We start from the raw sequence: 20284 nt of genomic DNA, 5'->3' as shown, positions 1-20284 counted from the left end.
AGCGCCCATGCCCGCTTGCAGCCGCGGCTACGACCGCAATCCCGGCGCTTCCTGTCCGGTGCGCGCGACATATTCGGTGTAGCCGCCGCCGAACTGGTGGATGCCCTCCGGCGTCAGCTCCAGCACGCGGTTCGACAGCGTCGCCAAAAAGTGCCGGTCATGCGAGACGAACAGCATGGTGCCCTCGAAATCCGCCAGCGCCGTGATCAGCATTTCCTTGGTGGCGAGATCAAGATGGTTGGTCGGCTCGTCCAGCACCAGAAAGTTCGGCGGATCGAACAGCATTTTTGCCATCACGAGGCGCGCCTTCTCGCCGCCCGAGAGCACGCGGCAGCGCTTCTCGACGTCGTCGCCGGAGAAGCCGAAGCAGCCGGCGAGCGCGCGCAAGGAGCCCTGCCCCGCGGTCGGAAACTGGTCTTCCAGCGACTGGAACACGGTGCGCTCGCCGTCAAGCAGGTCCATCGCGTGCTGGGCGAAATAGCCCATCTTGACGCTGCCGCCGACCGCCACCGTCCCCTCGTCGGGTTCGCTCGCACCCGCAATGAGCTTGAGCAGCGTCGACTTGCCGGCGCCGTTGACGCCCATCACGCACCAGCGCTCCTTCCGGCGGATCATGAAGTCGAGCCCGTCATAGATCCGCTTGCTGCCATAACCCTTGTAGACGTTCTTGAGCGCGACGACGTCCTCGCCCGAGCGCGGCGCCGGCGGAAAATCGAACGCGATGCTCTGGCGGCGGCGCGGCGGCTCGACCCGCTCGATCTTGTCGAGCTTCTTCACCCGGCTCTGCACTTGGGCCGCGTGCGAGGCACGCGCCTTGAAGCGCTCGATGAACTTGATCTCCTTGGCGAGCATGGCCTGCTGGCGCTCGAACTGCGCCTGCTGCTGCTTCTCGTTCTGCGCCCGCTGCTGCTCGTAGAATTCGTAATCGCCGGTATAGGTGGTGAGCGAGCCGCTATCGATCTCGATCACCTTGGAGATCACGCGGTTGATGAACTCGCGGTCATGCGAGGTCATCAGCAGCGTGCCCTCGTAATCGTGCAGGAACTTCTCCAGCCAGATCAGGCTTTCGAGATCGAGATGGTTGCTCGGCTCGTCGAGCAGCATGACGTCGGGACGCATCAGCAGGATGCGCGCCAGTGCCACGCGCATCTTCCAGCCGCCCGAGAGCTTGCCGACGTCGCCGTCCATCATCTCCTGGCTGAAGCCGAGACCGGACAACGCCTCGCGCGCCCGGCCGTCGAGCGCATAGCCGTCGAGCTCCTCGAAGGCGTGCTGCACCTCGCCATAGCGCGCGATGATCTCGTCCATCTGGTCAGCCTTGTCAGGGTCGGCCATCGCAACCTCGAGCTGGTGCAACTCGGCCGCGACCTCGCTGACAGGCCCTGCGCCGTTCATCACCTCGGCCACGGCGCTGCGGCCCGACATCTCGCCGACGTCCTGGTTGAAATAGCCGATGGTGATGCCGCGATCGGTCGAGACCTGCCCCTCGTCGGGCAGTTCCTCACCGGCAATCATCCGGAATAGCGTGGTCTTGCCGGCACCGTTCGGGCCAACGAGCCCGATCTTCTCGCCCTTGTTGAGGGCGGCGGAGGCTTCGATGAACAGGATCTGGTGGCCGGCTTGCTTGCTGACGTTGTCGAGGCGGATCATGAGGCCTTTTCAGGGGAATTTTGCGTTGCAGCGTAGTAGGCCATGCGGGCCGTCAGGGGAAGCCCGTCAACGCGTCAATCATCGCACGGAGTGCATGCCGGACGCAGGGTTTGCTGGCTACGTGGAATTAGCCTGGAGGCATCCGGAATCGATATCGCACGCCGCGACGAAAATGGGTCAGTTCTTCGTCTGGCGTCTATAGAATGGAGTTTGGAGAGCGCATCGGTCGTCTTATTCTTCGCCCATCGACTCCTCCTGGGAGGGATCCTCCAGCGGGGGCATTTCTTCCTCTTTAGGATCGGAGGAAGGGTCGATCCGCCCGGGATCACTATGTTCCTCGGACTCATCCATCCTTTGGTCATCCTTTTTTTCTTCGGCTATTTGGGCGTCAGTCACGGCCCCGGCACGCTGCACCGCCGAACTATGAAGGAAAGTACCCTTCTGCTTGAGCGACTCGATAAATGCCTCTTTCCCAGCGATGATATGATCGTTCGTCATCCAATCGATATTCATGTTGTATGCCCAGTCGACGACGAGTTCCGGGCTGGATAGCTCAATGTCGTGATCCATCCCTGGAAATCGCTCTTTTGGGGGATCCTTGTAGTCCAGCTTGTTTCGGTTCTCCAAAAGCTGGTTGGCGTGTACAATTCTGCGTCCGAGATCGCGATTGGCTTGGGAGTCTCCGGCGAAAAGATTTTCGACCATATTGAATTTTTCACTCGCCAACGCCGAGGTCGCTTTCGTGATCTCCGCCAATGTCGCTCCAACTCTTGCGTCCGAATTTTGGAAGGAACGCTCAAGATAGTCTTTGGCCTCGGGTAAGGTTTTGTTTTTGAGTTCGGATATGATGCCTTCTCTGATGATGATCCAAGGCACGATATGCCGACGGTCCTGACCATTGGTCGTAGGAACATTCCCTTTGGTATCCGAGGTCCAACCGGGCCTTGGTATCGTGATGCCCCTAATTGTCCCGTCTGCGCCGAGTTGAATCACGACAGGCATTGCTGCCCTCCTACGGCAGGCTGGAACTGAATATCATTTATGCCCGCGACATCCGACGCTTAAGGCAGCATCGGCTGGCTCAAGGCGACAGTCGTGAACGCCTGCCCATTGTCACCGGGGTCATCGTGTCCCTGAAATGGCAGCCAGTGCGCGCCTAATTCCTCTTGGCTATGGTCGTCGGAAATATCGGCCGTTCCGGTTCCCAAGCGGAAATTCATACGGACAAATACTGGCTTGTTGCCTTTGGCCGGATCAATCGCCCTGCGATAAAGCATTTGCGCGGTAAATTGGAGCGTTCCGCCCTGGGCCGGAGCTCGCGGTGCGATAGCAAGATCCCAACCGGCATTTTGCCCGTTCTCCCGAAGACACTCGCTACGTATTTCAATGTCGGGAATTTGCCGCGTAACGCTGTGCCCGAACGACACCGTATCTCCGACGGTCGCGGTCGGGTCGGTACCGAAGAAGCCGGCGCTAGCCGACATACTCTCGTTCATCGAAGTCGAGTACGAGGTGGCGCCAACGATCGTATCGGGCGTATATGCTAGAAGGACTACGTCCGGCAGGATCTGATTTGATTCATCTACAATGTTGAAGTTGTAGGCATATTCAAGAAGTTTCAACGCCCCGTCTCTGCCGGTATACAGGATGCTGTCCACTTCGATGAGATAATACTCATATGCTGCTGGGTCATTGTCCGGCCTGCCGGCGACGGCCCATGAGCTCAAGGTGTGCTGGAAGCGGCTTTGCGCCAGAGCCTGGCCAGGCGATGAACCCACCAATCGGGGAGGCAAATAGTTGTTTTGAATGGAGGAGATGTGCGCCCAGTACTTGTAGAGATTATCAACGTTGGACATCGCGCTTGCCTCAAATTTGAGAAAATCAAAAAATCAGGTCGCGGAGGCGTATCGGGCATATCGATACACTCCACCATGAATTGGCGACAATCTTCGACTTAAAGTCGTATTTTATGTCAGCCACTCGCCTAGAAAGTGAACGAAATCGCTGCCGACTGTCGCAACGGATTGCGACGCCGCACGAAGCTGGCCGCCCCTGGCCCAACCGAAACGCACCGGCTTTCGAGCAATCGCCACGAACCTAGCGGTTTCGACTCAGGATTGTATGGAAAACATTGCGCCTATCGCTTCGCCTCTCTTATATTTTCCGCGCGTCAAGACCGGGGGGCAGCTTTGGAGCAGGACGAACTCGAGTGGCTGGTTGGGGGCCGGCTGCGATTGACGCTTGATGAGATCGTGCGGCATCCTCGCCTGCCCGAGGCGCGGCACGCATACCTGGCAAGCTTCCTGAAAGTGTACGAAGGCGAGCCGTTTCTGGTTCGGCTTCTCCTGGAGGCAGGGCGGTTCTTCGTCTTCCACTGTGCGGCAGTCCTCGAAGCCGCCCATGACCCTTCCCGACGCGAGACCTGGTTCACCGTCAGCGCCCTCAAACAACAACTTGCCTTGTTCGGATATGCGAGCGACCGACAGGTGGATCATTTGATTGCGCGGTTGCGGGAGGTCGGGTTTCTCGAATTGCGCAGAGCCCCCGACGACGGCCGCGTCCGATTGCTGGCAACCACGGACAGGCTGCGCGCCCATCACATCGAATGGCTGGTGGCTCACTATGTGCCCCTTGCCACACTGTATCCCGGTCACGATTACGGCCCGATATTTTCGCGCGATCGGGACTTTTACGTCCTCAACTGCAGCAAATCTTCGCCCTTCAATCCTGCAGCCGCTCGCCTCATGATGACGCTGCCGGACACGATGCTGTTCTTCAGCCATGCCGCCGGGCCGCTCATCCAGAATGCGGTGCTCAAGGCTGCAATGGATGCCGGCGACCCGAGCGCAGTCGTGCCCTATATCGAGGCCACCAGCCGTTTCGGCGTCTCCCGAACCCATGTCCGCAACCTGATGATCTCCGCTGAATCAGCCGGGCTCGTCAGGATCATCGGACGCGGGGGACGCAACATCGAGATTCTTCCGCGTTTCTGGGCAAGCTATGACCGTGGGCTCGCAGTGGGGATGTACCTCACCGATGCGGTCAATCTGGTCACGACGCGTGAGTGGCGCGAGAGATCCAGCCAAATCGTGCGACGAACCTCTGCATTGGAGAACCAGGACTAGCACGCGACAAGATGATCGGTAGCCTCACGCCCTTCGCATCAGCTTAAGCGAAGCCGCCAGCCGCAAACTGCGCTTGCCCGCGAGCGCGATGCCTTCGAGCTCACCGCTGTCGGCCGTGCAGGTTCCGGAAAAGCCGATCCCGACCTCATAGCCACCGAACACGGGGTTCTCGCCTTTCGCCGGCGTGTGCTCCTGGTTCAGAATCTCGCCCTTCCAGCGGCCGTCCGCCGAGGAATAGGAGCCGAGATAGTAGAAGAACGCATCGCCGCCGAGGATGCGGCCGTCGATCAGCAGCATCACGCCGGAGAGCCCGGCCTTGACGCCATCGAGCGCGCGCAGGCTCATCCCATAGAGGCCGTTGGCGATGCCGCCGGGACCGACCTCGCCGCTCGGAGGCAGCGCCTCGTCGTCGAGCGGCGTGAGATTGGCCCAGAATTTTGCGCCCGGCATCGTGTTGGCGCCGCCCTCGAGACGGATCTGGTTGCCGTGCAGCCGGCCACGTGCGCCGATCGAGGCGACATCGGCGCCCATCAGCGGCTTGTAGTTCGGATCCAGATTATGCCGCTCGGTGATGACCTCGGCGATGATCTCGCCGCCCTGCTCGACATAGGTGCCAAGATGCGCGAAGCCCGAATTGCCGCCCAGCATCTTGCCGTCGTGCAGGCACATGATGCTGCAGCCGAACGCATCGTTGACGCCGTATTCAACCTTGTAGAGTCCGTCCAGCAACGCAATCAGCCCGCAAAATCAGAAAAGAATCGAAAGGCTACCTAGCACCGCCGCCGCACCGAGGCCATCCGGCTTTTCCGCGCAGGGCGCCCGGAGCCTTCGCTGCACGATGTCATCATGCCCCTGTTTTGCCCGACGGGTCAACCCAAATTTCGTAAAATCAGCAAACTTGCAATTTCAATGACTTGGCTACTGTGCATGGGGTTGTTTTCGCGCTTTTTGTTTTGAGCGACCCAAGAAGGGCTTCGAACCCGCGGCGCGGACGACGACAAGCGAGCTAGAAGCACAGCGTGGTGACGAGCTTGCCCTGCTTGTCCTTGATCGCATAGGGACAACGCAGCCGCTCCAGCGCCTGCTTGGCATCGTCGTCGCCAAGCGCGGCGGCGCGCTCGTAATAGGCCTTCGCGGCATCCTTGTCCTTGGGCCCGCCACGGCCTTCCTGCGCGAAGGCGCCCATCCGCTCCAGCGCGCCGGGATGGTTTTGCGCAGCCGCCTTCTCGAACAGCGCACGCGCCGCGACGTCGTCCTTTGCACCGCCCGTGCCTTCGGAGAGCATCAGGCCGAGCTGATACTGCGCCTCCGCGTTGGTCTCGGCAGACTTGGCCAGCAGCGCGCGGGCCTGCGCGGGATCGGCCGGCGCGGCGCCGGCCGCGCCGCCGAGCGCGGCGAGATTGCTGACGCCGCGGGGATTGCCTGACTGCGCCGCCTTCTCGAACAGCTTTCGCGCTTGCGCCTCGTCTTTCGCGACTCCTGAACCCGTGCCGTAGAGCACACCGAGCTCGACCATCGCCGCGCTCGATCCCTTGTCGGCCGCCTTGCGCCAGGCCGCGATCGCCTCCGCCGTCTGCCGGTTGGCGGCATAGGCGCGGCCGAGCGCGAACATCGCACGCCGGGATGAGCCCGCGGCCTGCTTGCAGAACTTGAGAGCGGTCGTGACATCGGCAGCAGCGATCTCCGCCACGCCCTTCACGTCGGCCGGCTTGTCGGGATCGCTGGGATCCGCGGCCACCCGGTCGCACAGGACGAGATCGGCCGATTGCGCATGCGCCGCCAGCGGCACAGCAAGCACGAGGAGGATGGCAAGGAGATAAGTTCGCATGGGCGCTACGTTGCGTCCCCGTCCCGGCAAATTCAAGGCTCGAGTCCTGACTGGCGGAGAACAGGCACGACCTCCGGTGATGCCAGATAGCGCAGCAGCCGATCCGCGGCGTCCGCATGTTTTGCGTTCGCGATGCGGCCAGCGGAGAACACGGCTGGGGTTTGCAGCTCGTGCGGGACCGGGCCGATGACCTCGATGCCGCCAACCTGCTTCAGCTCGCTGATCTGCTGCACGGCAAGATCAGCCTCGCCGCTGACGAGCCGCTCCGCGGTAAAGCCCTGCTCGACGATGGTCGCCCTGGCGTTGATCTCGGCCGCGATCTCCATCCGCACGATCAGCTGGGCGAAGTACACGCCGCTCGCGCCCAGCCGCGAATAGGCCACGGACCGTGCCGCAAGCAGCGTATTGCGCAGCGCGGCTTCGCTGCCGATGTCGGGATGCGGCTGCCCTGCCCGCACGGCGATGCCGACGAAGGAGCGCGCCAGATCGGCCGCGCTCCCGGCGATCACGCGGCCCTCGCCGATCATCTCGTCGAGACCCTCGCGCGTCAGGATCACGAGATCGGCAGCCTCGCCGTCCCGCAGCCGCTTCAGCAGCGCCAGGGTCGGCGCGAAGTCGGCATCGACATGAATGCCGCTGGCGGTCTCGAAGGCGGAGAACAGGCTGCGCATCGCGCCCATCAGGCCGAGTGTCGAGAGCATGCGAATGGTGTTGGTCATGGGGTGTCCCGGATAGCGATCAGGCGCGGTGCATCAGCTTGAGCGCGGCGGTCAGGCGCAAGCTGCGCTTGCCGGCCAGCGCCGTTGCCTCGAGCACCGCCTGCTCCGCGTCATAGCTGCCGGAGAAGCCGATGCCGACCTCGTGGCCGCCGAAGATCGGATCGTCCTTGGCCGGCGTGTGCTCCTGGTTGAGGATCTGGCCCTTCCAGCGGCCGTTCGCGGCGGTGTAGCTGCCGAGATAGTAGAACGCAGCGTCGCCGCCGAGGATGCGGCCCTGGTTGAGCAGCATCACGCCGGTCAGGCCGCCATCGACGCCGTCGAGCATGTGCAGGTGGATCGAGTAGAGGCCATCGGCGATGCCACCCTCGCCGACGCCGCCGGCGATCGGCACCTCGTCCCCGGTGATCGGCGTCATCACCGACTGGAAGGGCACGCCCGGCAGCTCCTTCAGCTCGCCCTTGAAGCGATAGAGATCGCCGTCAGGCCAGCCTTTCGCCAGCAGGGTCGCATCATCGGTGCCGGCCATGGCGCGATAATTCGGGTCGGGGTTATGGCGGACGGTCTTGATGACGATGTCGACACCGTCGTCGGTCTTGTCGTAGGTGCCGATATGGGCGAAGGCCGAATTGCCGCCGAGCATCTTGCCGTTGCCGGCATGCATCACGCTCCGGCCGACCCCGTCGCCGAGCTGAAATCTCACCTTGTAGAAGCCTTCAAACACCAGCCGTGTCCCCGGCCCCGCGCGCATCCGTGGGCACTCTATCCCGCTTTCGGCGGCGATGGACAGATTTCAAGCCGGCATGCCCGGCAGACCCACAACAACGACTGTCATCAAAATGCAAAAAATCCGCCGGAGCAGATCTGCTCCGGCGGATTGAGAACCAACCCGGGCCAGCCCCCTAGCCCGGGCCGGGAGGATCTTAGGCGACGGCCTTCTTTTCGGTCGGCACGGACGCGATCGTCTTCAGGATCTGCGAAGCGATCTGGTATGGGTCGCCCTGGGAGTTCGGACGGCGGTCTTCCAGATAGCCCTTGTAGCCGTTATTGGCGAAGGAATGCGGAACGCGGATCGATGCGCCGCGGTCGGCAATGCCGTAGCTGAACTTGTTCCACGGCGCGGTCTCGTGCTTGCCGGTCAGACGCTTGTCGTTGTCCGGGCCGTAGACGGCGATGTGGTCCATCAGGTTCTTGTCGAACGCGGCCATCAGCGCCTCGAAGTACTCCTTGCCGCCGACGGTACGCATGTACTCGGTGGAGAAGTTGGCGTGCATGCCGGAGCCGTTCCAGTCGGTGTCGCCGAGCGGCTTGCAGTGGAACTCGATGTCGATGCCGTACTTCTCGGTCAGGCGCATCATCAGATAGCGGGCCATCCACATTTCGTCAGCGGCCTTCTTGGAGCCCTTGCCGAAGATCTGGAATTCCCACTGGCCCTTCGCGACTTCCGCGTTGATGCCTTCATGGTTGATGCCGGCCGCGAGGCAGAGGTCGAGATGTTCTTCGACGATCTTGCGGGCGACGTCGCCGACGTTCGAGAAACCGACGCCGGTGTAGTACGGGCCCTGCGGCGCCGGATAACCGGAGGCCGGGAAGCCGAGCGGACGGCCGTCCTTGTAGAAGAAGTATTCCTGCTCGAAGCCGAACCAGGCGCCGGCGTCGTCGAGAATGGTGGCGCGCTTGTTGGAGGCGTGCGGGGTCTTGCCATCGGGCATCATGACTTCGCACATCACCAGCACACCGTTGGTGCGCGCGGCGTCCGGGAAGACGGCGACCGGCTTCAGCACGCAATCGGAGCTGTGGCCTTCGGCCTGCTGGGTGGAGGAGCCATCGAAGCCCCAGAGCGGAAGCTGCTCGAGCGTCGGGAACGACGCGAATTCCTTGATCTGTGTTTTGCCGCGCAAGTTCGGAGTCGGCGTATATCCGTCGAGCCAGATGTACTCGAGCTTATACTTGGTCATTGAGCCTCTCTGTAGATGATGCGAAAGGTGGGGGCCCAAGGGCCCCCGCACGATTGTTTACCCGGCCACTATCGGCCGACCGTTTACAAGCATTTAACGTGCCAAAAGGCCGCATAGCGAGAGGTTTTCCACCCCGGCCACTTGCCCCTCGCCGCCGACCTGCCGTCCACAGCGGCGTGCGTCATAGCGGCGCACCTTTGCGTGAAGCTGCACCGCAAAAATCCCGCGGAAAACGCCCGATTCTGGAGCAGGCAGGCCTGTGCTGGAGGTTGCCGATGAAACGCGCATCAACGTCCGGCAATATTCGCAAAGTCTCCGAGCCATCGCCAGCAACCTTCGCAATGGCTCAAGCGTTAGTCACCCACCTGATGCCTCGGAGGATGCAGAAAGCAAACTGCCTAGAAAATGAGCCGAAACTGATTTTCTTTTCAGCACTTTGCATTTTGGGGCGCGCGGCCGATATGGGGATTCCAGTAACCACAATCAAACGAGTCGGGCGCAGCATGGAGGCCAAGCGCTTCGACCCGAGGAGATATCGCAATGATGAACAATGGTCTGAGTGAGGGATCTGCAAAGATCTATCAATTCCCCGCCGGGGGCCGCGCGGCTCTCGGAGGTCGCCGCTATGGTGAGGCCCGCCTTCCAGCCGACCGTCTCTCGCTTCCCGTGAACGAGACGATCTGCAGCGGAAGCTGGTACCATCAAGAGGCCGTCGACGAGGCGAAGCCGAAATGGGAACGCTGATGCCTGCGTCTGGTTCAGTACCGCCGCGCTCTCAGGAGCGACTGACGGAAGTTTGAAAAAGGGTCGAAACAACGAAGTTTCGACCCTTTTTGATTCTTGCCGGCCTCCCGGCTAGAGCCCGGGCTTCTCGATCACGGCGCAGGCCGTAACCGGCCGCTTCAGATGCTTGACCGTGGTTGCTCCGGTCTTGCCGATCTTCAACGTGATCCCTGCCCCCGAATAGCGCGCGCCAGACAGCGCCAGCCGCTTCTCCAGCGTGGCAGGCTCGCCGTCGATCTGGAGGAAGGCACGTGTGTCGTGGTCATAAAACCCGACGATGAACCGCGTACCATCCGCGCAGCGATAGGTCCGGAACGTCTGCGCGTCCGCCTGCCGCGCACTGATCATTCCGCCCGCGAGCATGGTGATCGCCAAAACAATGGCCTTGTGCCGGCCCATGATTGCCCCCTGAATGCATTCAAGGACGCCGTCGAGCGTCCAGTGGAAACATAACCCAAGCTGATCTCATGCCAGATTCCCCTGCCCGCCACCTCGCCTTGCAAGGCGCCAGCAACTTTCGCGATCTCGGCGGCTACCCAACCAGCGATGGCCGCACCACGCGATGGCGACACATCTTCCGCTCCAATCATCTCGGGCAGCTCACCGCGGCCGACATCGAGGTCGTCCGCGCGCTCGGCGTGCGCAGCGCCTTCGACTTTCGCGGGGTCGAGGAGCGTACAGCCGGCGTCTGCGTCGTGAACGAGATCACCGTGCATTCGCTGCCGATCGAGCCGACCGTGGTCGCCGCACTGCGCGCCGAGCTCGCAAGGGGCACGCTGACCGCACCGGTCGCGCTCGAGATCATGCGCGAATCCTACCGCAACTATGTCCGCCACAACACGCACAGCTTTCGCGCGCTGTTCGGCCATCTGCTGGAAGACCGCGCGCCGCTGGTGATCCATTGTACCGCCGGCAAGGATCGCACCGGCTTTGCGAGCGCGCTGATCCTGCGTGCGCTGGGCGTCGCCGATGACGTCATTGCCGAAGACTATCTGCTGACCAACCAGTTCTACCGGCGCGATGCGACGGCCGCCACCGATCTGCCCGAGGACGTGCGCAGCGCCATCGGTTCGGTCGAAGCCTCCTACCTTGCGGCCGCTTTCGAAGCCGTCAGCCGCGACTATGGCGATCTCGAAACCTACTTGCGCGACGGGCTCATGCTCGGCACAGCAGAGCGCACTGCGCTAAAGGCGCGCTATCTGCAATCGTAGGCCGCATCGTCGGGAGAACAACAATGCAAGGCAAGGTGCTGATCGTCACCGGCGCGCTGGGTGCTCTCGGCAAAGTGGTTGCGGAGGTCGCGCATTCCCGCGGCGCACGGATCGCCGGCATCGATCACGCGCCCTCGCAATTACCAGCAACCCCTGACAGCATCGAGATCGGCGGCGTCGATCTGTCCGACGCGGCGCAGGCGACGGCGGCGGTTGATGCGGCGGCCAAGCACTTTGGCCGGCTCGACGCGCTGATCAACATCGCCGGCGGCTTCGCCTTCGAGAGCGTCGGCGACGGCGACATCAAGACCTGGCAGCGCATGTATGCACTCAATGTCCTGACCGCGCTCAACGCCTCGCGTGCAGCACTGCCGCATCTGGCTGCGTCCAATGCCGGCCGCATCGTCAACATCGGCGCCATGGGCGCGCTCCAGGCAGGTTCCGGCATGGGCCCCTATGCCGCATCGAAAGCCGGCGTGCATCGCCTCACCGAGGCGCTCGCCGGCGAGTGGAAGGGCAAAGTCACCGTCAACGCGGTGCTGCCGTCGATCATCGACACCAAGGCCAACCGCGCCGATATGCCGACAGCGGATTTTTCCAAATGGGTGACGCCGCAGGAACTCGCAGAGGTGATCCTGTTCCTCGCCAGTGACGCCGCGAGCGGCATCACCGGTGCGCTGATCCCGGTCGGCGGTCGGGTGTAATCAATCCGGCACCAATAGCCGCAGATTGCCCTTGAAGCGGATGCTCTGCTTGCCGGCGAGCGCGATGCCCTCGCCATAGGCGGTCTCGTCGCTATAGGTGCCGCTGAAGCCGATGGTCACGACTTTGCGGCCCCACACCGGGCGCTGGTCGAACGAAGGCGAATGTTCCTCGTTGGTCAGCTCGCCTTTCCACTTGCCGTCGGCCGAGGTGTAGCTGCCATAGGCGAAGAAGAATGAATCGCCGCCACGCATGGTGCCGTCACGCAGCACCATGACGCCCTGATTGCCGCCCTGGACGGCATCCAGCATCTCGATGCGGATGTGATAGAGCCCGTTCCGGATTGTCATCTTCGTCAAGCGCCCGACTGTCCCGCCCGCAGGATAGCCGGACCATCCGTTCCCGATCAAATAGCGGGGAGCCCCGAGTCCGATCCGGGCTAAACTGACCGCAACTGATTCTCCGATCGGAACGCAAGACTCGGAACGCAAGACTCGGACGCTACCTTTGGAAACCGCGCTCTACCTGCCCGTCAAACGCTTCCTCGAACAGCTCGGCTTCACCGTGAAGGGCGAGATCGGCGGCTGCGATCTGGTCGGCCTCAGCGCCGGCGATCCGCCGGTCGTGGTGATCGGCGAGCTCAAGGTCGCCTTCAATCTCGAGCTGATCCTCCAGGCCGTCGACCGCGCGCCGGCCGGCGATGAGGTCTGGATTGCCGCCAAGATGTCGATCCGCGGCAAAGGGCGCGAGAGCGACGCGCGCTATCGCAATCTCTGCCGCCGCCTCGGCTTCGGTATGCTCGGAGTAACCGACCGCGGCCAGGTCGAGGTGCTGGTGAAGCCACCCACCGCCGCGCCGCGCCGCGAACCGAAGAAACGCTCGCGCCTCGTTTCCGAGCATCAGCGCCGCCAGGGCGACCCAGTGCTGGGCGGCAGCACGCGTGCGCCGATCATGACCGCCTATCGGCAGCAGGCGCTGGCCTGTGCCTCGGCGCTCGCCGACGGGCCGCAGCGGGTGCGCGATTTGCGCGTGCGCTGTCCCGATGCCGGCAAGATCATGCTTAACAACGTGTATGGCTGGTTCGAGCGCACTGAGCGGGGAATCTACGGGCTCACCGCGGCCGGACATGCCGCGCTGAAGCGCTGGCCGCAGCAAAAAATTGAGATCAACGCAGGTGCTCCGTCACCGCCCTGACACAGGATCAATGCAAGCCGTGAATAGCTGAGATGCCACACCAAATTCATATTGCAATGCAACATAGGCGGCACTAGGTATCCCGGATCGAAACGAGGCCCCCATGAGCGCAGACTGGAATACCAAGTACGGCACGCGGCGCGTGCGTCACGACCCGCCCACCCTGGACGAGGCGATCTTCGCCGCCGTCGGCATCACCGACGACCAGGAGCAGCAGGCCGAGATCGCCGCAGCTCTGATGGGGATGCCGCTCGATGTCGTCCAGGCCGAGGTGAAAAAGCAGGCCCGCACCAACAGCCGCATCACCGCCACGCGCGTGATTGCCGGCGAACAGGGCGCGCAGCGCTCGGTGGTGGTCGAACGCCGCGTCGTCCGCCGCTTCGGCGCCAGCACACGCACCGGCACCTGAGCGTCGATTTCTCGATCCAGAATACGAAAGCGGACCGGCATCGCCGGTCCGCTTTTTGATTCCAGTCCGCTTTTGGCGTCAGGCGGCGCGATTGCCGTACATGCTGGAGATGATCTTCCAGCAGGTCGAATTGAAGCTGAGAAGAGCGCGCCCGGCCTTGAATGGCGCCGCTGCGAGCTCGGCGAGTTCAGCTTCCGGCGTCTTGGCCAGATCGATCGTGCCGGTCGATTCGCCATGGCGGAAGGCGAGATGCGCCCCGAACTTCCTGGCGAGCGCCCGCATGGCGTGATTCTCGGCACCCGTGGTGATACGCAGCTTCTTGTAGCCCTTCCAGCGCGCCTCCGCGATCAGGCGGCTGAACAGGATCGTGCCGACGTTCTGGCGCCGCGCGGAGGCCTCCACGCTGAAGGCGACCTCGGGCAGCGAATCGCCTTCCGGCGGATGCAGCTCGGCCGCACCACGGACCACGCCATCGACGATGTAGGCGACAATGACAGTGCCGTCCTCGGCGCAGCGGGCGGCGTAACGCTCGATGAAACTGTCGTCGAGAAAACCGTTGAAACGGTCGTGCCGGCTTCCGGCATCGAGTCTCAGCAGGTGATCGCGCAGAAGCGGCAATTCTTCCTGCTGGCTCAGGGTCCGCACATAGCCCGGAACGGACGTCGTGCGGGCGGTCTCTTCAAGTACCACGTCAAAACTCCTCTTGGTGTCCCTCGAGGAGGCGTTCGAATCCCTAGACCTCCTATATTGTGCATCGCAACAAGTTTTTCAAGACGGGAACCTGCCCAAGTTTCGAGCACTGGAAACGACTAATTCGTTAATAAAATCAAAGCCCCGTAGTCTTACAGGACCAGCTGCGTCTGGGTCACCAATGCCACCAGCTTGCCGTCCTCGGTTTCCAGCCGGGTGGTCCAGACCTGGGTGCGGCGACCCCTGTGAACCGGGGTGGCCGTGGCGATCACCGTGGTTCCCTCCTTCGCGCCGCCGATGAAGTTGGTTTTGCTCTCGAGCGTCGTGGTGCCCTTGGCGTCCTCGGGCAGATTAATCACGGTCGCGGCCGCACCGACGGAATCGGCGAACGCCATCACCGCGCCGCCATGAATGGTGTGGTGGAGGGTGCAGAGATCGGGCCTGACCGTCATCCGCGCCACCACGCGGTCCTTCTCGGCCTCGACGAATTCGACGCCCTTGAGCTCGGCGAACGGCATCTTCATCGCTTTAAGTTTCTCGAGCGGCGTCATCGGATCTCCTCCCAATTCGTTGTTGTCTCAAGGTGAATAGCTCCGTGCGGCAAAGCAATGACGTCGGAGGTCATGGCCGCCGTGACATCGGCGGCGGCATGAGCGCATATGGTCTCACCATGCGTCACTACCCGCCCCGCCGCATCGTCTGCCTGACCGAAGAGACGGTCGAGACCCTGTATCTGCTCGGCGAGCAGGATCGCATCGTCGGGGTCTCCGGCTACGCCGTTCGCCCGCCGCAGGTGCGCCGTGAGAAGCCGAGGGTATCGGCGTTCGTGTCGGCAGACATCCCGAAGATCCTGGCGCTGGAGCCGGACCTGGTGCTCGCCTTCTCCGATCTCCAGGCCGGCATCGTCGCCGATCTCGTGCGCGCCGGCGTCGATGTCCATGTCTTTAATCAGCGCGACGTCTCCGGCATCCTCGCAATGATCCGGACGCTGGGCGCGCTGGTCGGGGCGGCCGGACGAGCGGAGGAACTCGCGCAAGGCTACGAACGCCGCCTCGCCGCGATCGCCGCAACGTCCCGCCCCTCGCCGCGGCCAAAGGTCTATTTCGAGGAGTGGGACGATCCGTTGATCTCCGGAATCGGCTGGGTGTCGGAGCTGATCGAGATCGCCGGCGGCGAGGATGTGTTCCCGGAGCTGCGCCATCGGCAGGCAGCGAAGGATCGTATCGTTTCGGCCGAAGCCGTCCGCGAGGCCGCCCCCGACGTGATCCTCGCGTCATGGTGCGGCAAGAAGGTGGTCCGTGCCCGCATCCGCGCCCGCGACGGCTGGCGTGAAATTCCGGCCGTACGCGACGATCGCATCGTCGAGATCAAGTCCACGATCATTCTACAGCCTGGACCGGCGGCGCTGACGGACGGACTCGATGCGATCGTGACGGCGTTGTGGGGTGGGCCGGCCTCTCTCATCCCGTCATTGCGAGCGTAGCGAAGCAATCCAGAATCCTTCCACGGAGACAGTCTGGATTGCTTCGCTACGCTCGCAATGACGCTTGGGGCAACCTGCCGTGCTCACGTCACCGCATTCGCGACCTGATATTCCGGCCGGCGCCACACCTCGCCTGCGATCACCTCTTCGATGATCTCGGCTGCCTGCACGATCTCACTCTCGCCGATATACAGCGGCGTGATCCCGAACCGCATGATGTCAGGCGCGCGGAAGTCGCCGATGACGCCGCGGGCGATCAACGCCTGCATCGCGGCGTAGCCGCCGTCGAAGGCGAACGAGACTTGCGAACCACGTTGAACGTGAGCGCGCGGGGTCACGAGCTTTAAAGAGGGACAGCGGCGTTCGACCTCCGCGATCAGGAGATCGCCAAGCGCCAGCGAACGCGCGCGCACCTCGGCAATGTCAACGCGGTCCCATATGTCGAGCGAGGCTTCCAGCGCCGCCATCGCCAGCACCGGAGGCGTACCGACGCGCATACGTTCGACGCCGCCGGCGGCAGCATAGCCTAGCTCAAACGCAAACGGCTTTGCATGGCCCATCCAGCCGGACAGAGCGGCACGCGCAGTGTCGGCGTGGCGCGGCGCGACGTAGAGGAAGGCCGGCGCGCCGGGACCGGCGTTGATGTATTTGTAGGTGCAGCCCGCGGCGAAATCGGCGCCGCAGCCGGCGAGATCGACCGGCAATGCGCCGGCGGAGTGCGCGAGATCCCAGACCGTGACGATGCCGAGCGCACGCGCCTTCGCGGTCAGCTTCGCCATGTCGTGACGGCGGCCAGTGCGGTAATCGACCTCGGTGATGTACAGCACCGCGATCTCCTCCGACAACGCGGCCTCGATCGCCTCCGGCGCGACCAGGCGCAATTGATGGCCGCGCCCGAGCGTCGCGATCAGGCCCTCGGCCATGTAGAGGTCGGTCGGAAAATTGCCGGTGTCGGACAGGACAATCTTGCGCGACGCGCTCATGTCGAGCGCAGCCGCGAGCGCCTGATAGACTTTCAACGACAGCGTATCGCCGACCATCACGGAGCCGGCTTCAGCGCCGATCAGCCGCGCAATGCGATCGCCGACATGGCGCGGCTGGGCATACCAGCCTGCCGTGTTCCAGGCGCGGATCAGCTCGTTGCCCCATTCGGTCGTGATGACGCGGCCGACGCGCTCGGCAACACCCAGCGGCAATGCGCCGAGCGAATTGCCGTCGAGATAGATCACGCCGTCGGGCAGATGGAACAGAGCCTTGGTGTCGTCGTAGACGCGATATCGGGTCATGGGGATTTCTACAGAATGGTGCGGACGCGCCAGAGCTCGGGAAACAGCTCGACCTCCAGCATGCGCTTGAGATAGCTGACGCCGCTGGTGCCACCGGTGCCGCGCTTGAAGCCGATGACGCGCTCGACCGTCGTCACGTGGTTGAAGCGCCAGCGGCGAAAATAGTCTTCGAAATCGACCATCTTCTCGGCGAGCTCGTAGAGCATCCAGTGCGTCTCCGGCGCCTCGTAGACGATACGCCAGGCCTGCAGCACGCCCTCGTTAAAACTGTGGGTCTCGCGGACGTCGCGTGACAGCACCGCCGCCGGCATCTTCAGCCCGTTGCGGTCGGCAAGCCGGAGCACCTCGTCGTAGAGACTCGGCATCGCGAGCTCGGCTTCGAGCAGCTTCGTCGTTTCCACATCGTGTGCGTGCGGCTTCAGCATGGCGTGGTTGCGGTTGCCGAGCAGGAATTCGATCAGCCTGTACTGACGTGACTGGAAGCCGGAGGACTGGCCGAGCTGCGAGCGAAAGCGTGTATACTCGCTCGGCGTCATCGTGCGCAGCACGTCCCAGGCGCCGTTGAGCTGCTCGAAGATGCGCGACATCCGCGCCAGCATCTTCATCGCGGGCTGCACCTCGTCTTTGGCAATGGCGCGGCGCGCGGCGCTGAGCTCGTGGATGGCAAGCCGCATCCACAGCTCGGTGGTCTGATGCTGGATGATGAACAGCATCTCGTCATGCGCCTCGGACAGCGGATGCTGCGCACCCAGGATCTTATCCAGCCCCAGATAATCGCCATAGGACATGCGCCGGGCAAAATCGGTCTCGGCGCCTTCGCTTGCGGGATCGTAATCGCTGGACGTCATGGCTGGTCCTCTCGATCGATCATCCCCCGCCTCATCAGTCGAGGCCGATCAGGCGCGCGGTGATCTGCGACGACGGATCCTTGAGACCGTCTATGACGGTGAAATGGTTCAGCGCAGGCTCGACCACGAGGCGCGTCGGCACGTCGAATCCGGTCCAGACATTGGCCATCAGGTCGGACTGGCGGATGAATTCGGGCCGCTCGCTACCGCCGACCCAGGCGGTCACGGGCGAATGCCCGCGCGGCAGATGCAGCGCCGCGCTTTCGAGCGTCGCCTCCTCCATGGTCATGCGCAGCGTCTCGTTCATCCCAGTCTTGAGCAGCGGACGCAGATCGTGCAGGCCGCTGATCGAGAGCGTGCCGGCAATGCGGTTGTAGACGGCGGGCTCGAGCCGGCTGTCGTCGCACAGCATGCGCGTGACCAGATGGCCACCGGCGGAGTGGCCGGCGAGCCGGATCGGGCCTGCAACGAGCGAGGCCGCTTTCGCAATCGCGGCGGTGATTTCTGCGGTGATATCGGAGATGCGCGCAGCGGGGGTCAGCGTGTAGCTCGGCAGTGCGACCGTCCAGCCATGATGCCGCGCGCCTTCGGCCAGGTCCGTCCAGGTCGACTTGTCGAAGCGCATCCAGTAGCCGCCATGGACGAAGACGACGAGGCCCTTGCTGTCGCCGTCAGGCAGGACCAGGTCGAAGCGCTGGCGTTCGCCGGAGCCATAGGCGATGTCGGCGCGGAATTCCTTCAGACTGGCGCGGTAGGCCGCCGCCCGCTCCGCCCACTGTGCCGGCATCTTGTCCGAGCCCGGGATATGGGCCGAATTGGCATAAGCGTCATCCCAATCGCGCATCGTGACTCCTTCGGCGGACTCAAAGCCCTGCGATCGGGCGCCAGTCTGCCACCGGAGGGGCCGGCATCCTAGTCTTTATTTTAAGCTTAAAGTATCTGGGAAAGCCGGTGGATTGGGCAGCAGACCGGCCAGATATTTCCCCTCATCCTGAGGAATTAGCAGCACACTCCGTCATTGCGAGCGCAGCGAAGCAATCCAGTCTGCCTCCATGGAAAGACTCTGGATTGCTTCGTCGCAAGAGCTCCTCGCAATGACGGCGGAGAGAGCCGAGCCCCTCGCTATGCCTTCTCCACTCCGCACCATTCCGCGATGAACAGCGCCATCGCCTTGGTCGTCTTCTTCAGCGAGTCCAGTTCGACATATTCGTTGAAGCCGTGCATCTCGCCGCCACTGGCGCCGAAGCAGAGGCTCGGGATGCCGTAATTGAGACCGTAAAAACGTGTGTCGGTGAGCGCGGTGAAGACGAGGTCCTCGACCGCGCCGCCATAGACCTTGTTGAAGGCCTTGCCGAAGGCGGCTTCCGGTGCGGCGGAATCGGTGAGCTCATAACCTTCCGACAGGAAGCCGGACCATTCCACCTCAGGCGGGTTGTTGGCGAGGAAGCGGTGGTTGCGCGAGGCAGCGGCAACGCAGGCCAAAATCTCCTTCTGGTGATCGGCCACCGACCAGCCCGGCAGGATCGCGATGCGGCAGTCGACGTCGCACCAGGCCGGAACGCTGGAGGCCCAGTCGCCGCCCTTGATGATGCCAGGGTTGAAGTTGATCGGGTGGTTCAGCGTCTTGAAATGACGGTCGGCCTTGGCGCGCTCGTTCCACTCGATCTCGAGCTTTTGCAGGGCGTGGACGAGATGATAGGCCGCCATGATCGCATTGGAGCCCGAGCCGGCAAAGGCGACATGGGTCGGATGGCCCTTCACGCGCAGGCGGAACCAGATCACGCCGACCTGCGAGCGCACCATCTTGCCGGCCGTGGGCTCGGGGATGAAGCAGGCATCGGCACGATAGCCGCGCTGGAGCGTCGAGAGCGCGCCGACGCCGGTGCTCTCCTCCTCGATGACGGACTGGAAGTGAATTCGCGCGGTCGGCTTGAGGCCCGCGGCCTTGATCGCATCGAGCGCATAGAGCGCTCCGATCGTGCCCGACTTCATGTCGCAGGCGCCGCGGCCGAACATCTTGCCGTCCTTGATGACGGGCGAGAATGGCGGGGTGTCCCACAATTCCAGTGGGCCCGCCGGCACCACGTCACAGTGGCCCTGGAGGATCAGCGACTTGCCGGCCTCGGTCTTCGGACGATACGTGCCGACAACGGTGCGCGCCTTCGAGAAGTCATACTCGATCGGTCCGAAGCCGCGCAGATCCTTGAGATCGTCGACGTTGATGTGCCAGTCGTCGACCTCGTAGCCGCGTTCGCGCAGGAGGTCGCCGATCATGTCCTGACACGGTCCCTCGGCCCCGCGGGTCGACGGGATCGCGACGAAATCACGGGTGGTCGCAAGCTGGGCTTCGAAGCCGGCATCGACGGCGTCAAGAATCCTCTGCTGCGTTTCGGCGTTCATC

The 20284-nt window shown here is 63.2% G+C and carries 24 protein-coding genes; 8 read left to right on the top strand and 16 right to left on the bottom strand.

Annotation, left to right across the window (positions count from 1 at the left end; all coding sequences use genetic code 11):
* Positions 1–27 precede the first annotated feature (27 nt).
* From AC1RR3_RS29530 to AC1RR3_RS29520, 3 genes are all read right to left on the bottom strand, one after another.
* Entirely contained in the window at positions 28–1650 is a 1623-nt protein-coding gene (locus AC1RR3_RS29530; protein ID WP_492827266.1) for an ABC-F family ATP-binding cassette domain-containing protein, read from the bottom strand.
* 231 nt (positions 1651–1881) lie between these two features.
* Positions 1882–2652, bottom strand: a complete 771-nt coding sequence (locus AC1RR3_RS29525) for a hypothetical protein (RefSeq protein ID WP_492827264.1) — start codon at positions 2650–2652, stop codon at positions 1882–1884.
* Positions 2653–2711: 59 nt separating this feature from the next.
* Positions 2712–3506, bottom strand: coding sequence for a hypothetical protein (locus AC1RR3_RS29520; protein ID WP_492827262.1), 795 nt, complete (start codon positions 3504–3506; stop codon positions 2712–2714).
* A 333-nt stretch (positions 3507–3839) separates the two neighbouring features.
* Between AC1RR3_RS29520 and AC1RR3_RS29515 the strand changes: the two genes are divergently transcribed.
* The gene (locus AC1RR3_RS29515) at positions 3840–4775 is read left to right on the top strand and encodes a hypothetical protein (RefSeq protein ID WP_492827260.1); all 936 of its coding nucleotides are present in this window, start codon (positions 3840–3842) and stop codon (positions 4773–4775) included.
* Positions 4776–4799: 24 nt separating this feature from the next.
* Here AC1RR3_RS29515 and AC1RR3_RS29510 read toward each other — a convergent pair whose 3' ends face one another.
* From AC1RR3_RS29510 to AC1RR3_RS29490, 5 genes are all read right to left on the bottom strand, one after another.
* Positions 4800–5504 (bottom strand): GrlR family regulatory protein, encoded by a 705-nt coding sequence (locus tag AC1RR3_RS29510; RefSeq protein WP_492827258.1) that lies wholly within the window; start codon positions 5502–5504, stop codon positions 4800–4802.
* Between the two features lie 277 nt (positions 5505–5781).
* Positions 5782–6603, bottom strand: a complete 822-nt coding sequence (locus tag AC1RR3_RS29505; RefSeq protein ID WP_492827256.1) for a tetratricopeptide repeat protein — start codon at positions 6601–6603, stop codon at positions 5782–5784.
* A 32-nt stretch (positions 6604–6635) separates the two neighbouring features.
* A complete protein-coding gene (locus tag AC1RR3_RS29500; protein ID WP_492827254.1) occupies positions 6636–7322 on the bottom strand; it encodes a substrate-binding domain-containing protein in 687 nt (228 codons plus the stop codon).
* A gap of 19 nt (positions 7323–7341) precedes the next feature.
* On the bottom strand, positions 7342–8043 hold the full coding sequence (locus AC1RR3_RS29495; RefSeq protein ID WP_492827252.1) for a GrlR family regulatory protein: 702 nt from the start codon (positions 8041–8043) through the stop codon (positions 7342–7344).
* 199 nt (positions 8044–8242) lie between these two features.
* Positions 8243–9277 carry a glutamine synthetase beta-grasp domain-containing protein gene (locus tag AC1RR3_RS29490; RefSeq protein WP_492827250.1) on the bottom strand — a complete coding sequence of 345 codons (1035 nt, stop codon included), beginning with the start codon at positions 9275–9277 and terminating at the stop codon, positions 8243–8245.
* A 275-nt stretch (positions 9278–9552) separates the two neighbouring features.
* Between AC1RR3_RS29490 and AC1RR3_RS29485 the strand changes: the two genes are divergently transcribed.
* Together AC1RR3_RS29485 and AC1RR3_RS29480 are read left to right on the top strand one after the other, a co-directional pair.
* Positions 9553–9840 carry a hypothetical protein gene (locus AC1RR3_RS29485; protein ID WP_492827248.1) on the top strand — a complete coding sequence of 96 codons (288 nt, stop codon included), beginning with the start codon at positions 9553–9555 and terminating at the stop codon, positions 9838–9840.
* A complete protein-coding gene (locus AC1RR3_RS29480) occupies positions 9818–10021 on the top strand; it encodes a DUF2735 domain-containing protein (RefSeq protein WP_492827246.1) in 204 nt (67 codons plus the stop codon). Before AC1RR3_RS29485 ends, AC1RR3_RS29480 begins: the two co-directional genes overlap by 23 nt.
* Positions 10022–10132: 111 nt before the next feature.
* On the opposite strand, the gene AC1RR3_RS29475 is transcribed toward AC1RR3_RS29480, so the two are convergent.
* Positions 10133–10459 carry an MliC family protein gene (locus tag AC1RR3_RS29475; protein ID WP_492827244.1) on the bottom strand — a complete coding sequence of 109 codons (327 nt, stop codon included), beginning with the start codon at positions 10457–10459 and terminating at the stop codon, positions 10133–10135.
* A gap of 68 nt (positions 10460–10527) precedes the next feature.
* On the opposite strand from AC1RR3_RS29475, the gene AC1RR3_RS29470 reads away from it, so the two are divergent.
* The gene (locus AC1RR3_RS29470; RefSeq protein ID WP_492827242.1) at positions 10528–11271 is read left to right on the top strand and encodes a tyrosine-protein phosphatase; all 744 of its coding nucleotides are present in this window, start codon (positions 10528–10530) and stop codon (positions 11269–11271) included.
* 23 nt (positions 11272–11294) lie between these two features.
* Complete coding sequence (locus AC1RR3_RS29465) at positions 11295–11975, top strand: SDR family oxidoreductase (RefSeq protein ID WP_492827240.1); 681 nt, start codon at positions 11295–11297, stop codon at positions 11973–11975.
* Here the strand turns inward: AC1RR3_RS29465 and AC1RR3_RS29460 are convergent, their stop codons facing one another.
* The gene (locus AC1RR3_RS29460) at positions 11976–12323 is read right to left on the bottom strand and encodes a hypothetical protein (protein ID WP_492827503.1); all 348 of its coding nucleotides are present in this window, start codon (positions 12321–12323) and stop codon (positions 11976–11978) included.
* Positions 12324–12480: 157 nt separating this feature from the next.
* Between AC1RR3_RS29460 and AC1RR3_RS29455 the strand changes: the two genes are divergently transcribed.
* Positions 12481–13167 carry a DUF2161 domain-containing phosphodiesterase gene (locus AC1RR3_RS29455; protein ID WP_492827238.1) on the top strand — a complete coding sequence of 229 codons (687 nt, stop codon included), beginning with the start codon at positions 12481–12483 and terminating at the stop codon, positions 13165–13167.
* Between the two features lie 103 nt (positions 13168–13270).
* Positions 13271–13576 (top strand): hypothetical protein, encoded by a 306-nt coding sequence (locus AC1RR3_RS29450; protein ID WP_492827236.1) that lies wholly within the window; start codon positions 13271–13273, stop codon positions 13574–13576.
* 78 nt (positions 13577–13654) lie between these two features.
* On the opposite strand, the gene AC1RR3_RS29445 is transcribed toward AC1RR3_RS29450, so the two are convergent.
* Entirely contained in the window at positions 13655–14266 is a 612-nt protein-coding gene (locus tag AC1RR3_RS29445; protein WP_492827234.1) for a GNAT family N-acetyltransferase, read from the bottom strand.
* Between the two features lie 152 nt (positions 14267–14418).
* Positions 14419–14817 (bottom strand): PaaI family thioesterase, encoded by a 399-nt coding sequence (locus tag AC1RR3_RS29440; protein WP_492827232.1) that lies wholly within the window; start codon positions 14815–14817, stop codon positions 14419–14421.
* A 119-nt stretch (positions 14818–14936) separates the two neighbouring features.
* On the opposite strand from AC1RR3_RS29440, the gene AC1RR3_RS29435 reads away from it, so the two are divergent.
* A complete protein-coding gene (locus tag AC1RR3_RS29435) occupies positions 14937–15749 on the top strand; it encodes a cobalamin-binding protein (protein ID WP_492827501.1) in 813 nt (270 codons plus the stop codon).
* A gap of 83 nt (positions 15750–15832) precedes the next feature.
* On the opposite strand, the gene kynU is transcribed toward AC1RR3_RS29435, so the two are convergent.
* The 4 genes from kynU to AC1RR3_RS29415 all read right to left on the bottom strand — a co-directional run bounded on the left by kynU (position 15833) and on the right by AC1RR3_RS29415 (position 20283).
* Positions 15833–17035 (bottom strand): kynureninase, encoded by a 1203-nt coding sequence (kynU, locus tag AC1RR3_RS29430; protein ID WP_492827230.1) that lies wholly within the window; start codon positions 17033–17035, stop codon positions 15833–15835.
* A gap of 8 nt (positions 17036–17043) precedes the next feature.
* The gene (gene kynA, locus AC1RR3_RS29425) at positions 17044–17883 is read right to left on the bottom strand and encodes a tryptophan 2,3-dioxygenase (RefSeq protein ID WP_492827228.1); all 840 of its coding nucleotides are present in this window, start codon (positions 17881–17883) and stop codon (positions 17044–17046) included.
* 34 nt (positions 17884–17917) lie between these two features.
* Complete coding sequence (locus AC1RR3_RS29420; RefSeq protein WP_492827226.1) at positions 17918–18727, bottom strand: hormone-sensitive lipase; 810 nt, start codon at positions 18725–18727, stop codon at positions 17918–17920.
* A 278-nt stretch (positions 18728–19005) separates the two neighbouring features.
* Positions 19006–20283 carry an ArgE/DapE family deacylase gene (locus AC1RR3_RS29415; RefSeq protein ID WP_492827224.1) on the bottom strand — a complete coding sequence of 426 codons (1278 nt, stop codon included), beginning with the start codon at positions 20281–20283 and terminating at the stop codon, positions 19006–19008.
* Between the last annotated feature and the right edge of the window lies 1 nt (position 20284).

The sequence above is a fragment of the Bradyrhizobium sp. GW821-FHT13H05 genome, from assembly GCF_058804065.1.
This window is presented reverse-complemented; position numbering and strand designations above follow the sequence as displayed.